This window comes from Ruminococcus sp. Marseille-P6503 (assembly GCF_900604945.1).
Taxonomy (GTDB): domain Bacteria; phylum Bacillota; class Clostridia; order Oscillospirales; family Ruminococcaceae; genus FB2012.
In genome coordinates this window covers 902,526-916,425 of the sequence record NZ_UWPB01000001.1, presented here as the reverse complement: position 1 = coordinate 916,425, position 13,900 = coordinate 902,526, and the positions used below count along the sequence as shown (strand labels likewise).

General features: G+C 36.8%; 16 protein-coding genes and 1 other RNA gene. 2 read left to right on the top strand and 15 right to left on the bottom strand.

Annotation, left to right across the window (positions count from 1 at the left end):
* Positions 1-4 precede the first annotated feature (4 nt).
* From EIH25_RS04290 to EIH25_RS12385, 14 genes are all read right to left on the bottom strand, one after another.
* A complete protein-coding gene (locus EIH25_RS04290; protein WP_124098900.1) occupies positions 5-250 on the bottom strand; it encodes an AbrB/MazE/SpoVT family DNA-binding domain-containing protein in 246 nt (81 codons plus the stop codon).
* Between the two features lie 112 nt (positions 251-362).
* Positions 363-1,004: a hypothetical protein gene (locus EIH25_RS04285; RefSeq protein WP_124098898.1), complete on the bottom strand. Its 642-nt coding sequence runs from the start codon at positions 1,002-1,004 to the stop codon at positions 363-365.
* Positions 970-2,580 (bottom strand): DNA cytosine methyltransferase, encoded by a 1,611-nt coding sequence (locus EIH25_RS04280; RefSeq protein WP_124098896.1) that lies wholly within the window; start codon positions 2,578-2,580, stop codon positions 970-972. Before EIH25_RS04280 ends, EIH25_RS04285 begins: the two co-directional genes overlap by 35 nt.
* Before the next feature lie 79 nt (positions 2,581-2,659).
* Entirely contained in the window at positions 2,660-2,947 is a 288-nt protein-coding gene (locus EIH25_RS04275) for a hypothetical protein (protein ID WP_124098894.1), read from the bottom strand.
* Positions 2,948-2,993: 46 nt separating this feature from the next.
* Positions 2,994-3,398, bottom strand: a complete 405-nt coding sequence (locus EIH25_RS04270; RefSeq protein ID WP_124098892.1) for a hypothetical protein — start codon at positions 3,396-3,398, stop codon at positions 2,994-2,996.
* A 91-nt stretch (positions 3,399-3,489) separates the two neighbouring features.
* Positions 3,490-4,032, bottom strand: coding sequence for a hypothetical protein (locus EIH25_RS04265; RefSeq protein ID WP_124098890.1), 543 nt, complete (start codon positions 4,030-4,032; stop codon positions 3,490-3,492).
* Complete coding sequence (locus EIH25_RS04260; protein WP_124098888.1) at positions 4,019-4,480, bottom strand: hypothetical protein; 462 nt, start codon at positions 4,478-4,480, stop codon at positions 4,019-4,021. The genes EIH25_RS04265 and EIH25_RS04260 overlap by 14 nt, the downstream gene beginning before the upstream one ends.
* A 47-nt stretch (positions 4,481-4,527) precedes the next feature.
* Complete coding sequence (locus EIH25_RS04255) at positions 4,528-4,707, bottom strand: hypothetical protein (protein ID WP_124098886.1); 180 nt, start codon at positions 4,705-4,707, stop codon at positions 4,528-4,530.
* Between the two features lie 27 nt (positions 4,708-4,734).
* Positions 4,735-4,804, bottom strand: an RNA gene (locus EIH25_RS04250) — hammerhead ribozyme type II.
* On the bottom strand, positions 4,805-8,434 hold the full coding sequence (locus EIH25_RS04245) for a SpaA isopeptide-forming pilin-related protein (RefSeq protein ID WP_124098884.1): 3,630 nt from the start codon (positions 8,432-8,434) through the stop codon (positions 4,805-4,807).
* A gap of 489 nt (positions 8,435-8,923) precedes the next feature.
* Positions 8,924-9,832 (bottom strand): hypothetical protein, encoded by a 909-nt coding sequence (locus EIH25_RS04240; RefSeq protein WP_124098882.1) that lies wholly within the window; start codon positions 9,830-9,832, stop codon positions 8,924-8,926.
* A 101-nt stretch (positions 9,833-9,933) separates the two neighbouring features.
* Positions 9,934-10,161, bottom strand: a complete 228-nt coding sequence (locus EIH25_RS04235; RefSeq protein WP_124098880.1) for a hypothetical protein — start codon at positions 10,159-10,161, stop codon at positions 9,934-9,936.
* Between the two features lie 34 nt (positions 10,162-10,195).
* Positions 10,196-10,855, bottom strand: coding sequence for a DUF3850 domain-containing protein (locus tag EIH25_RS04230; protein WP_124098878.1), 660 nt, complete (start codon positions 10,853-10,855; stop codon positions 10,196-10,198).
* A 242-nt stretch (positions 10,856-11,097) separates the two neighbouring features.
* On the bottom strand, positions 11,098-11,262 hold the full coding sequence (locus tag EIH25_RS12385) for a hypothetical protein (protein ID WP_164489156.1): 165 nt from the start codon (positions 11,260-11,262) through the stop codon (positions 11,098-11,100).
* A 332-nt stretch (positions 11,263-11,594) separates the two neighbouring features.
* Here EIH25_RS12385 and EIH25_RS04225 point away from each other — a divergent pair, with 332 nt between their 5' ends.
* Together EIH25_RS04225 and EIH25_RS04220 are read left to right on the top strand one after the other, a co-directional pair.
* On the top strand, positions 11,595-12,632 hold the full coding sequence (locus tag EIH25_RS04225) for a site-specific integrase (RefSeq protein ID WP_124098876.1): 1,038 nt from the start codon (positions 11,595-11,597) through the stop codon (positions 12,630-12,632).
* A 311-nt stretch (positions 12,633-12,943) separates the two neighbouring features.
* The gene (locus EIH25_RS04220) at positions 12,944-13,117 is read left to right on the top strand and encodes a ParA family protein (RefSeq protein WP_124098874.1); all 174 of its coding nucleotides are present in this window, start codon (positions 12,944-12,946) and stop codon (positions 13,115-13,117) included.
* Here EIH25_RS04220 and EIH25_RS04215 read toward each other — a convergent pair.
* Complete coding sequence (locus EIH25_RS04215; protein ID WP_164489155.1) at positions 13,089-13,889, bottom strand: IS3 family transposase; 801 nt, start codon at positions 13,887-13,889, stop codon at positions 13,089-13,091. The genes EIH25_RS04220 and EIH25_RS04215 overlap by 29 nt on opposite strands.
* Positions 13,890-13,900 lie beyond the last annotated feature (11 nt).

Genomic DNA, 13,900 nt, shown 5'->3' with positions numbered 1-13,900 from the left:
ACATTCATTCCTTACAACGCAAATTTTTTAAACAATCCTCACAGAGTGCTTTGCCCTTATAAATAATAACGTTATCTGCATTGTTACAAAAAACGCAGGAACGTTGAAATTTTTTCAGAATTATCATATCTCCTTCCGTATAGATTTCGAGAGAATCTTTGTTTTGTACATCAAACACTTTGCGCAATTCTATAGGCAGCACGATCCTGCCCAGCTCGTCTACTTTTCTTACAATTCCTGTTGATTTCATTTTAAAATCCTCCTAATAAAATTATGATTATATAAAAAAAGAAACGGCTTTCGCAGTTTCTTTTTTTTCATTATATAATGAATGTTTTTTTATTATTTATTATTGGAAAAATTCATACGACTTTTTCCTCATAACTATTCGAAAGTTTAAATGTGAGTTTCAAGCCTATCAAGACTGCGTAAATTATCAAAACAGATTTAAAGTTATAAAAAATATAACTTTTAAACAGCTCTTCATTCAGACAATCGATATATGCAAATAAAAAAGTTATTGCTGAAAACATTACAACTTTAAATTTCAGCAAAAAAATTATTGCTTTACTCAACAATATTAATACCTTGTCATACACATTTGAAAAAGACTTATTTGAAAGATTATCTATACTTACAATATCAATATGTATAGTAAGAGAAATAGCTACGCATACCAAAAAAAAGCAAGCGTCTGTACTAATCATTGTTGGAATAAATCCACTATGAAAATCGTATTTGATAGCTTGATTTATTTCTGAAATTATTAATGCTGTTATGTATGTTGCGGTCACAACTACAGCCGCACGATATAGCTTATTGTTCTCAAATTCGTTATTAATAAAGTTAGAAATTATTATTAAAAACAAAACTAAGCATGGAAACAATAAAAAGTCATTATACATCGTTTGAAATATAAAGCATTCTATTTCCATTACGGTGTTTAATGAAAATAAAAATATATCATGCTTATTGCGTTTGATGATTGATAACAACTTTTTCATTTTTATCCTCCTTTCTCATTTTTTCAGTCTTTCTCAATTTTTCTCTTTGTTTACACATTTCCGGCAAATTAGCAGTTACAAGAGCCTTTGCAAATGGCGGCGGTACAGCGTTTCCACACCTTGCAACCTGTTTGCTCCGCGGATAGCTGTTGCCTTTATAATCCCTGTCGATTATGTAATTTGGAGGAAATCCCTGTGCGTTATACAGTTCTCTGGGTTCAAGCATACGCATTTTGATGTCGGCAATATAATATTGTTCGCAGTTAATTTCAAGCAAAAGTATTTCATCGTCCGCAATACTGTAACCGCAGAATTTATTAAGCATAGATCTTATTTCTTTCCAATAACTTAAATTAATTCCATCTGGATATTTTTCAATATGTGTCCTTATTTCCGCAAAGTGCCCTGCACTGGTACATATTGCAGGAAACGGCTCGTCTAACGTTTTACAATTCTGATTATTTCTTAATATGCATAAATGGCTTTCTATAAGTCCGTGGCGTTCCCTTACAGTTACAGTGCCTAACGGATCACAGACAGAAGAATAATTATCACCGCTGTAATATTTGACTATATGTGCCGCTGTAAGTCCATACCGATTTGAGCTGTCAATTGTCATCATAGGTTTGCAAAGAGATTGACCTCTTATCTCTCCGCTTGATGTTTTACTATGATACTGTATAAGAGAAGGCGCAAGTAAAGCATTATGGTCTATGGCTGTAACAGTTCCTAACGGCTCTGACATATCGCTTCCGACAACGCCTCCGAAATATTTTTGAATCGAAGGTATTGTACTTTCGTTGTAATTGCAATTTACAAAAAAAGGTTTTTCGGATTTGATTGTAAATTTGTCAAGTCCTTTTGCAATACGGCGCAAAGTGTTATATGCCAACGGCTTTTTTCTTTCAAATATTGATTTACAGGGAATTGAAAAATTAAAACAATCTGCCGCAGTTCTGTATGGAATTCTGCCTTCTCCATGCGTAGGCTCCGGAAATACGATCGGCTTGCCGTCGTTTCTTGCAATCATGAAAAATCTTTTGCGAATAGTAGGCGCACCATAATCACAAGCTTTAAGTACTTTCCATTCAATTTCGTAGCCATATTTTTTTAGCGCATTTACAAAACTGTTAAACGTTCTGCCACGCTTTTTTATATCCGGATAATTGTTTTTGCCCAACGGTCCCCATGTTACGAATTCCGGCACGTTTTCAAGTATTATAACTCTGGGCTTTACAGTTGCCGCCCATCGTACAGCAATCCAGGCAAGACCTCGAATGTTTTTGTTGACAGGTTTACCTCCTTTTGCTCTTGAAAAATGTTTGCAGTCAGGCGACAGCCACATTAGTCCGACCGGATGCCCGCAGCATATTTCGCTTGGGTTTACATCCCATACCGATTCGCAATAGTGTCTAGTATACGGATGATTAGTCATATGCATTAAAATAGCGTCAGGATCATGATTAATGGCTATGTCAACCGGACGTCCCGTAGCCTGTTCTATTCCTGTACTTGCACCTCCGCCGCCGGCAAAGTTATCAACTATAAGCTCATCATATATACTTGTTTGATCCATACTTTTCTCCTTTAAATTATCATACTATGCTTTCATAATTAATATTTAAAATATTAATATTTTTTGAGTGTCCTTCTTGTCATTTTTCTTCACCGTCCATTCTTGCACCGCAATGTGGACAGAAATTTGTACGATAATTATTCCACATATCGCAACAAGATGATACTACACCCTCTTTTATTGGCGTTCCGCTTTTATATTCATATAACCACTTCCCGCGCCTAACTTCCTGAACATCAGCTGCAGGTATATGGTCAAGCATTTGATCATATACCTGCAGCATATACATAGGGCAATTTGAATCATTTATAATAGAATGAAGTATGCCCCTTATTTTCTCACGCTCTATATATTCTTTCTTATCCATTGTCAGTCCTCCATGAATTTCTGAGTTTCCTAATAAAAATAGTATATCAATACAGCATATAATACTGATCCAGCATATCAGAATGTATTTGACTATGCTCATTGTATACTTTGATCGCTTCCTTAATGCGGTTGTTACTTAAATATTCGCGTGGAGCATTATCTAAAAGCTCTGTCATGACATCTGCATAGGTCGTCTTAACAGAAAGTCTTTTCAACTTACTTATCATTTCATCGTTAAGCCTTTCGTACAACTCAGTGTCATACTCCTGTAAAGCGTAGACAAATTCAGATTCTACAAAAACACCCAATGTCATCGAGTGATTTACTAAACTATTCTTAAGTTTTTGCTTATTTCTCTCAGCTTGGCTGCAGCAAAGCTGCGTTGAAACGAAAGCAAATAATATTAAAATCAAAGAAACAGTATAGACTTTTATTTTTTTCGTATTCATACATACACCTCTGTATTGGTCGTTATCCGTGTTGGGTTTCGCTTGTTCTTTAAGATGAAATAAAAAAGACGTTTTACAAAACGTAAAACGCCTAAATGTCTGTGTGCGCATTTTTCAAGATCATTCTAAAATAATGCCCGTTAATTTCAAAACCATTATTAACATAAAATTTTTTAAGATTGTCTATCCCAATAGGTGTGGCAAAATATAGCATCCCATATATCTTATCTTTTCTTAGCTTTTTAGCTATTGAAATATAAATGTTAATATGTCTGCTAGCGTGACCTTCTTTTTGATAACTTTCATCTGTATTGAGATTAACAATTTCCAATCTTTCATCTGAGATATCAGAATCAGATTTACATATAGGACATCTTGAATGGGTAGCGTATGTTTTTAAATAAATAGTGTCATGGCTGTGAGAGTGATCCCACTTGAGAAAAATACCATATAATTCACCATCTACATCATAAGTCTGAACTAGGGAATAGCCTTTCTCATTGACAAGATTAACAAACTGACTTATGTCTTTATATTTTCTATATATATCGTTCGATTTGTTCAAGAGTAAATCAAATTGATCTTTTAATTTATCGTATTTTGTAATTTTGATATTTCTTCTAAGAAAAGTCATTATAATCATCCTTTTTGAATTTCTTATACAATGAAAAAGATACCTCAGAAAGCAGAGTTAAAAAAGTTTGCTCGTCAAATTTATTTTTATTATGTATCAACGTTTTGAACAATGATTTATATAATCTTCCCTTATTGCGATCATCGGGCAAATATTTCAGCTGGGCGCAAGCTTTTCTTATAACCTTATTGTTAGCTCTGAGGTTATTATTTAAGGCAGTAAATGTAACACCATCATTTATTGTGTGTTCATAAAAATAGCATAACGCACTTCCTATTTTGTTCAGTATATACTGTATTTCCGTATCTGTCAAGTTAGGAGACGGAGAACAAAAGAGAAGATGCTCATTAAGATACTCAAGACCTCCAATGTCAAAACTCAACAAAAGCGAATAACAGTATTCAAGCATCTGCTTATAATCGAAGTTATTTTTAATAATATTTCTCATCATATTCCTCCGAAGAAATGAACCTCACATCTTCTTCGCTGATGTTTTTAAACATTGAAGAAAAAAAACTCTTTTATAACAGCTGAAACGCCAGGACTGCGGCTGTCAGCTTGAAACTTATCAGCAGCCTCCTGCGTCGGAAAGGTCGCTGAAAGTTTAGCTCCGAAAAGATTACATTCTATATCTGAAATCTCAGCGTGAATAGTTACAACATATTCATTGTTCATATGTTTAGATCTCCTTTACAATGATTATCACGCCTGTCCTCATCAGTACGGAGCGGCGAACCTCCGCAGACAGCCGCACCGGGCGGCTGTTTCGACTTTACTTCTTATCTTTCTTTCTGACAGATATTAAAGCCAGTCCGCTTAAAAGCACTATCATCGGAACGCTGACAACAACTGCACCGGTGGCAGGCGGTGTGTCAGGAGTTTCAGGAATCTTCTCATTGTTTACTACAACATTTGTAGTTTCAGCATAGAACACCTGAACAGTCTGATCGTCTGCAACAAGATAACCCGTTGGAACAGTATCGCCGTTTTCGGTAATAGTGTACGTTCCGATCGGAATGTTTGTAAACGTAGCCTTTCCGTCCTTGTCTGTAACGGCTGTCAGTCTGATATCACGACCGCTGTCTGATGTTCCGCTGAGTATAAACTCAATGCCTTCCAGATCGGTCATGCCCTCAGTCTGCTTCTGAATCTGAATAGAGCCTGTTTTTTCTTCGTTGCTGATCTCTATATTCGTTGTTTCAGCATAAAAAACGCTTACCTCCTGCGGATCAGCGGTCAGGTAAGCATAAGGAGTAGTGTCTTCCGACTCCGTGATCGTGTATGTTCCGATCGGAATGTTTGAGAACGTTGCCTTTCCGTTATTGTCTGTAACGGCTGTCAGTCTGATATCACGACCGCTGTCGGATGTTCCGCTCAGGATAAACTCAATACCGTCAAGGTTGAGCATTCCCTCAGTAGTCTTGCTGATCTCGATTGTTCCGGTTTTTTCATTGTTGTATATCTCAGCGTTTGTGGTTTCTGCTTCAAATACCTTTACTTCCAGCTGATCGGCAACCATGTATGCAACTGGTACGGTGCTTTCATCCTCCGTAACAGTGTATGTTCCTACCGGGACCGCCGTAAACGTTGCAATTCCGTTCTCGTCCGTGACAGCTGTCATATGAACATCATGACCCGAATCAGAAGTACCGGCAAGAATTAATGTGATACCCTCAACATTCATCATGCCTTCGGTGCGCTTCTGAATCTGTACTGTTCCTGTTGCGTCTGAATTGTACATTACAACATGAGTAACGCTGCCGTCTGTATTGACTGTAAATTCAATATCACTTGTAAGCGCATAGCCGTTCGGAGCGATCGTTTCCTTGAGCGTATATGTTTCTCCGGCAATCAGAACGCCTTCGATATAATGCGCTTCTTCTGTTGATACCCATTCGTCAATTACATTGCCGTCCTTATCAATTACCTGAAGAGTAGCTCCGGGAAGTTCATCATCACCTGTGATGTCTTTCTTTGAGATTTCAACCTTTGTAGCTTCATCGATCATGACGATTAAAGCTAATCCATCATCAGAAATTGCCGTTACTTCGGTGTTATCAGCGAATATTTTACCGTATTCGTCAATAGTAACGGCAATATCTGTAGCTATGCAGTATCCGTCTGGAGCATAGTATTCATGCAGCGTGTAATTTCCTGCGGCAAGCCCTGAAACGATGTGATCCGTTCCGTCTGATGTCCATTCTTCAACTATTCCGCCTGTTTCATCAATGAGCTGCATTTGTGCGCCGGAAACTTCATCGCCGTATACGTTCTGCTTTGATACTGCAAACCTGATTTCTTCGTTTTCAATATTCAGTACAACGTCTGAAAGCCTTGAATTTGTAAGAGTTGTGGGCATATTTGCCTTTACTTCATACTTGCTATCGTCTTTAACATATCCTGAAGGAGCTTCTATTTCTTGAATGTAGTATGTTCCCCAGCCGGGAAGCATGGTATTAAAGTACGTTGTTGCGCCGGTTGAATCTGCGCGCTCGATCTCCTGTCCTGCCAAATAAATCAATGTATCATTGAAATACACGTTTTCAGATGCGTACAGTCCGAATACGCCGTCTGAGAGGAAAGTCGTTGTGCCTTCTTCGTATTTGTTAAATCCTGCGCGGAAGTAATATGCCTGGTTAGTAAAGCTTACATCATTCTTATTCTGCGATACTCTTATATTTCCATTGCTGAAACCAAAATCGTTATAACTTTGGATCTCCTCAAAATATACTCTTTCGATTTCCTCCGGAACATTCTTTAATCTTGCTGTTCCGAAAAAGCTGTAGCTTGTGTTGTAATACCCGTAAAAATCGGAATACAGGCTAAGAACAGCCGCATTGTTTACGTTTGTTGTCTGACCCGTGTAATTTGCAATGAAATATCTTTCGTTGTCATGCTCTGAGCCTGTCTGATTATCAATATCTGCTGTGATATATTTCTTAGTTCCGTTATCAAGGACATACGCTCTGAATTTCGTTGCCTCATAGATTTTTTCTAGTAGGGCAGTGTCTTCAATTTCCGAGCCGTTCCAGTCCTGAGCTGATTTATATACATCTATATGTGAGCCTGTGCCGCTGTTTTTAACAGTCAGACTTGTTGTTTTATCTGCATTAACAGTAACATGAACGTCTCCGGAGAGCTTAAAGCCGTCCGCAGTCTGATACTCAGAGAGATTGAAAGTTTCCGCCGGCAGATTTTTGATTACAAGCGTACCGTCTGCGCCTACTCTGTAAAGTCCCTTACTGCTGTCTGTTGTAGAACCGGAATATGTGTATACTCCGTCTGAATCCTTTGTTGCAGTCAGATAATGACGAACGTCATTACTGTCTAAATGTGAAATCTGAAACAAAATATTATTATACTGTTCAGCTGTTCCGTTGACTTTCTGTCCGCTTGCTGTAAGAAGCTGCTTATTTATTTTTAAATTTCCCGTTGCTGATGTAAGCTTGAAATATGCCTGGACCGGGTCTTCGCCGGCTGTATATGAAACTTTTGCCTGTGAGGAGTTGTTTGCATTTTTCACAGCTAAAAAGACAGGCGTACATTCTTCGATTTTATTTGCGTACTTCGCTTTAGTCTTAGTCAGAGCAAGAGTCTGTCCTTCAAGGTTCTTTCTGCCTGTTTCGGTCGCAGAAACTTTCAGCTTTGAACCGCTTCTTGTAAAAGTTACTCCGCTGACAGACGGCAGTTTGAACTGCGAAAGAGTACTGTCCATGCTGATCGTAGTTTCCCAGCGGCAGTTTGATTTGTTGTATTTGAGCTGATAGGTGGCATAACCTAATATAAATTGTTTTGGGTCATCTACTGTTCCTTTAGGGTAGCTGCCATGAGCCAAAACGTCGGCTTTCATTTTTTTATAACATTCTTTCATATTGTTCCAAGCTGCAGCCGACGGTGCTTTAACACAATTAAGCACCTTATTTTCGTTAGTCGAAATAGCTGTTGTGGAACTGTCAAAGTATTTTCCGCTGATCGTCCATGTCAGCGCCTGGGAAGCTACAAGTTCAACGTCCCATGTATAACCATATTTGCAAGTGCCTTTATATGCGTAGATGGTAGCATAACGCAAGTTGCGCAGTTGTGTTGAATCAGGATAATATATATTTTCATTTTCATTTAACTCAAGTTGCTCCATAGTAGTTCCGTCTACATTTACTGTGCCCAGCTGAACGCAGTAGCAAAATTTGCCCTCGGCGTTCTTAAAGTAGTAAAATTCATTTGCCCACTGATAACGGAACTGGTTATTAGTGTTACTCTGAGTAAGAGGGTCGTATGCGTTAGGCAATCCCGAATTTCTAAAATCGTATCCCCAACCAGACAGGGTATATGTTTTGTCCGTTGTAGTCGCCGCAAAGGCTGTTATGCCCTCCGATAAAATGAAGACAGTCATGACGATTGCCATTAGCAGCCCCCATAACTTTTTCGCCAGTGGCGAAGAAGTTGAAGTTGCTGTGTTCAAGTTTTTTCTCTGCATTTCTTTCACTTTTCCTTTCATAATTTAATTTTGATAATAAAAAAAGAACGTGTTGAAAATTTCAAAACGTTCTTAATATTGACAGTATTCGATTTTTATGATATATTTAATCACGGAGCATACCAAAAACGGTAGGCGGTTGTCCTCTCATTAGCAGAAACCGGAGTATCACTTAGTGTGAAATGGTCTGCGAAAGGAGGTGATAGCAATGGCTTTGGAGATACTCTACATAGCTTTAGCTGTCGTGTTTTTAGTCGCTCTTACAGAGCTGATAAGAAACATAAAAAAATAACCGCCGAGCCTGAGAAACTTGCGGTTATTTTTAATCAAAAGTTATAGGGCAACCGTCTATCAGTATGCTCCTTTTTCTATAATTAGTATATCACGCTTTTTTATATTTGTCAAGAAAACTTTGAATTATCTTAATAAATAGATCTTCCAAAAATTCTTTCCGTTAGAATCTTTACTATATTCAGCATATACTACAATGTGTGTATTAGGAAAAGAACTATAAGTTGAATCGATATGACTTTGAATTACACCTTTTGCCCCTTGATAATCCCATACGTTTGGATATATTTTGTTAGGACTATCCCATGAGCTGTTGGAAGGGGTTTTGCTACAATCGGAAAGATAATCTTCAACGACTTTATCAATAACTGATTGCGACGAACCACTGTACATGGGAGAGTTCTTAACTAAATCCTCAACAAACGGTCTTGCCTTTTCGTTTGAATAAGCCTGCATTTCTTTCACAAGCTTATCAATATCAGACTGAGTAAGTTTAGCCGCCGCAGCTGTGGTCGTAGTCTTCTTAGCAGTCGTAGTTTTCTTCGCAGTTGTGGTCGTCTTTTTGGCGGTAGTAGCTTTAGTTGTTGCTTGTGTAGTTGTGTTTCCGCTGTTTCCATTATTGCCGCTGTTGCCGGAGTTATTGTTCTGAGGCTGAGTTTGCACCGGCGCCGGATTATTAGTATAAGTGTTGCCGCCGGAATTGCCGTTATTATTCTCTACATAGTTGTTTCCGCCGTTGCTGCTCTGAGCAGAAACGGTCTTTTTTGTAGTTGCAGCTTTGTCTGTTTTCTTCTTAGCAGTCGTGGTCTTTTTCGTAGTTGTAGATTTTTTTGTCGTAGTCGTTGTGATCGACGCAGACGAAGTAGTCGTAGTCTGAGCCGAAGTGATAAGATCAGTATTCCATGCCGTAACCGCTGACGAAGCGGTCGTGGTTGTGGTCGTGACCTTAACGTCTGCCGTATCGTCAACTGAACCGCATGAAGTCAATGTGAGCATTAATGCCGAGAGCATGATCGCAGTGAGCTTTATTTTCATAGTGATACCTCCTATAATTTGTTTCTTTTTCAACTTTATTATACTATTTTGACTGACAAATGTCAACATAAATTTTCCAGAACAAGCTTTTATTTGACTTATCATTCACAATCTTCTGATTTGCAGTATACATCTAACTCGTTGTTAATGTGTACTATGTTAGGAGTCAAAGATAAAGAAAGATTTTCAGTTTCGTCTATTTTAATAATACCAACGCAATTTTTCATAACAATTGCGATTTTATCTCCATACTCAATTTTGGCGTTCTTACCAAATTCGTCTTCAAACTTTTTTATAAATAACTCCATCATTTTTTTTATATCGATCATTTTCATCCCTCAATTATATTGTTTTGAGTTTTGCTTAAAGATTTTCGGAAATTTTATCTATATAAACGATTTCTTCATCAGATCGTATGTAATTTGTTTTTAAAAACGTATATGCTTCTTCTGCGGTTGAGTACGATCCAAAAAACCGGGGAAAATCGTCACGATCTATACTAGGAAATTTTATTGATATATGAAAAAAGTCTTCAGGTTTTGAAATAAAACTAATAAAACCTTTATTTTTGTCAACAGAAAGATATAAAATCTCTTGAACTTTAATCCATTGCTCTAATTCCGATAGTATGCTTTCTTTAGAAAGCAACATATCAGCATAACTCTGATCGAAATAAGTACTATGAAACTGACACAACTCATCGAAGCTTTCTATAAAAGTATTGTTCATACGTTCTGTCGTTTCATCTATCAAATTTATCAAAATGAGCACAGGGTTTATCTCTTTAAACCCCAGCGCAATCCACCCTTCTGAAAGTCCGGAACCAGAAAAAATAAATTTGATTTCGTATGTGTGTTCAAAAATTTCATGAGTTGTAATTTCGTCCTGTAAAACTGGAATAAATGAAATTATATCGCCCGTTTGAAAATCTTTGTTATCTTCGCAGATTATGAAATTTTGAAGACCGGACAAAATCTTGTCGCAAAACTCAACATTTAATTTAATTTTATGACTTTTTAACATGATAATTATTTCCACCTTTCTTTATCATATTTAAATGTTATTTAAATTTGCAATAGTGTCCTCAGATATTTTTCTTCTTACCATAAAACAGACCTCTTTCTTTTAAGCATAAAAAGAGGACGGCAGGGTTGATGGGGGAAAGCCGTCCTCGTCAGCGTTGCAATCGCTGTTTTATGCTGATGATATGATAATATATCATCAAATATGCCGGCGATCTGATCACCGGCACGGTTCATGATATATCAATTTTCGTATTCAACGCTTAGCATAGTTAATTCAACGCATTCCTCTTCTGCTCCGTTAATGATGAGATCTCTTGCAAAAATCACGATATCATCTTTAAGCTCATTTTCGTTAGCATAACCGGATGCTTTAGCGTCAACATCAATTGTTATTGACATTATCATCTCTTTCACCCCTCCTTGCACAATACTTCTCAAATTTCTAACTTATTCGCCATTGGCGAATAAGTTTGTATGATACATAAATTTAGTATTTTAAAATTTTGTGCAACTTTTTAATTTACAATGCTTTTTTTGTGCAATATGTAGAATGTTGTATTAATTACAAACAAAAAGCACAGCTCACAATTATGTAATTTGTAGAAAAAAGTCGTTATTATATACAAAAGCATTAAAATATTATAGAAATAAACAGCTAATATTTGTATAATAAGAGAAGCAACGTTAATAAAGAAAAAGTTGCATAAAAAATTCAAAATTTTGGAGGTTTAAAAACTATGAAACACAAGCACAAATTTAATGAAGTATTAGAACTTGTTTTAGAAGAACGCAAAAACTCATATAAGAGTTTACGCACAGCTGCGTGGGAGAAAAAAATTGCTAAGCGAATCTTTGAATATTTTGAAGATATTTTCATTGAAGATATCAACGATGTCAGACTTAACAGATTTTTCTCTTTTATACGTTTCAAAAACAATGGCAGCCTCTATAGTGATAAATACATAAAATCTATTTATTCACTTGTTAAAGCTGTATTTAAAAAGGCATTGCTGAAAGGATATATAACTATAAATCCTTTTGACTATGATTTTAAACGCCCAAAAGGAAATATTCCAGAAGCAAAAGATCGCCTTGTATCGAAAGAGGATTTAAAAGCTTTATTCAAAATACTTCCAAAATACCCCAAGCTAAACGTTATAGTTCCTGTGCTGTTTTTGACTGGAATGAGGATAGGGGAGTTGCTTGGGCTGTTCTGGACTGATATAGATTTTACAGAGAAAATCATTCATATTCAACGCTCAGTTGTTGATAACTATATTGAACTGCCCGGAGGCGAAATTGCTAAAAGGGGAGTGATGCTGTCAAGTACCAAAACAGCTACTAGTATCAGAGATATACCTGTTTCTGAACAAGTTATTGTGTTGTTACGAAGTTGGCTTGAATTCCGTGATTTGCCCGAAAATCAAAAATGGAAAGATAAAATAGAGCTTAATTCAAACTTGAATCTTGTCTTTCCAAATGCCCAAGGAAAACTTACCAATTACAAAACCTTATATGACAACCTTAAAGATATTCTCAAAGATAACAATTTAAATCATTGTAATATCTTGTTTCATAAGCTTCGTCATAATTACGCAACCGATTTGCTCTCAGCCGGAGTAGATATTGACGTTGTATCTAAGCTGCTCGGACATAAAAACATAGAAACTACAGCTAATGTCTATGTGAAAGTTGATATGAAGCCTAAAAAAAATGCAATCAAACTGCAATCTAAGTATCTTCATGATATTAATATTTACAGTAACATTATGTAAATATGTAATTATTTTGAGTCAAATCCCAAGTTGCTTCGAGTCCAACTTGGGGAGCCAAGAAAAAGTCTGTAAACAAAGCGTTTACGGGCTTTTTTACTGCCTGTTTTGGCTGGAGTTAAATGTGCAAATATATAAGCGTTGTTTGTAAATATGCATAAGTTATACTGTATAATTTAGTGCAAAACGCCGATTTTATGACGAAAGCTTTTAAGGATGTTTACCGGAAAATCTTTGATATATATACCAGTACATAGCCGATTATTCTCAGAATAGTCGGCTTTTTTAATGTCAAAATGAAAGGAGGGAGAAAGATGTCAAAGGTAATAGCCATATGCAATCAGAAAGGCGGTGTTGCAAAAACAACTACGGCGTTTAATTTAGGAGCCGGTCTTGCGGAGCTTGGGAAAAAGGTCTTGCTGATCGATGAACCAATGTCAATAAAGTGGACAAGAAAAATCAGAAAAAATTGGATTCAGCTTGAATAGGAGTCAAGCCGTTATTATGAGAATGAGGTCTTACCGAATTGTAAAAACCGTTAATGTATTGAAAAAGAGCAAGGTTTAAATCCTCAAGAGAAGAATAAGCCTTACGATTAACCTCTTCCTTTTTCAAGTATTTGAAAAAGCATTCCATAACAGCATTATCATAAGGATGCCCCTTTGCCGAAAAGGACTGAATCATGTTCAGATTGTCCAGATGTCTGCGAAATTCAGAGGATGTGAATTGGCTCCCTTTGTCCGTGTGGAATATTATACCTATGGATTTGCCTCTTGCGGCAACAGCCGAATTAACGGTATCTATCGCAAGTTTAGTATCAATTTTATTTGATAATTTGTATGCGATCACCTTCCTTGAAAACAGATCGAGAATTACGCATAAATAATAAAATCTTCCCGCTGCTCTTATGTACGTAAAGTCGCATACCCACGCCTTGTTCGGAGCAGATTGATTGAAATTTTGAGACAAAATATTTTTGCATTCTCCATTGGAAACCGATTTTGATTTGTGCTTAAATGGCTTAACAGTGCTCATTTTAGGCAGGTTCATACTCTTCATCAGACGGTACGCTCTGCCGGCGCTGATGTTTATGCGATAATCACGCTGAAGACAAATTTTCATTTTTTCAGCGCCAAAACGCTTTTTAGTTCTTGTATAAAGCTCAAGAATACATTTGCGTATATGGCGGTTTTCCTTTTCGCGGTTGCTTTCACGGTGATTTATGTATTTGTAGTGGATATATACTAAAAAAGTGGACAAGTAAGATATAA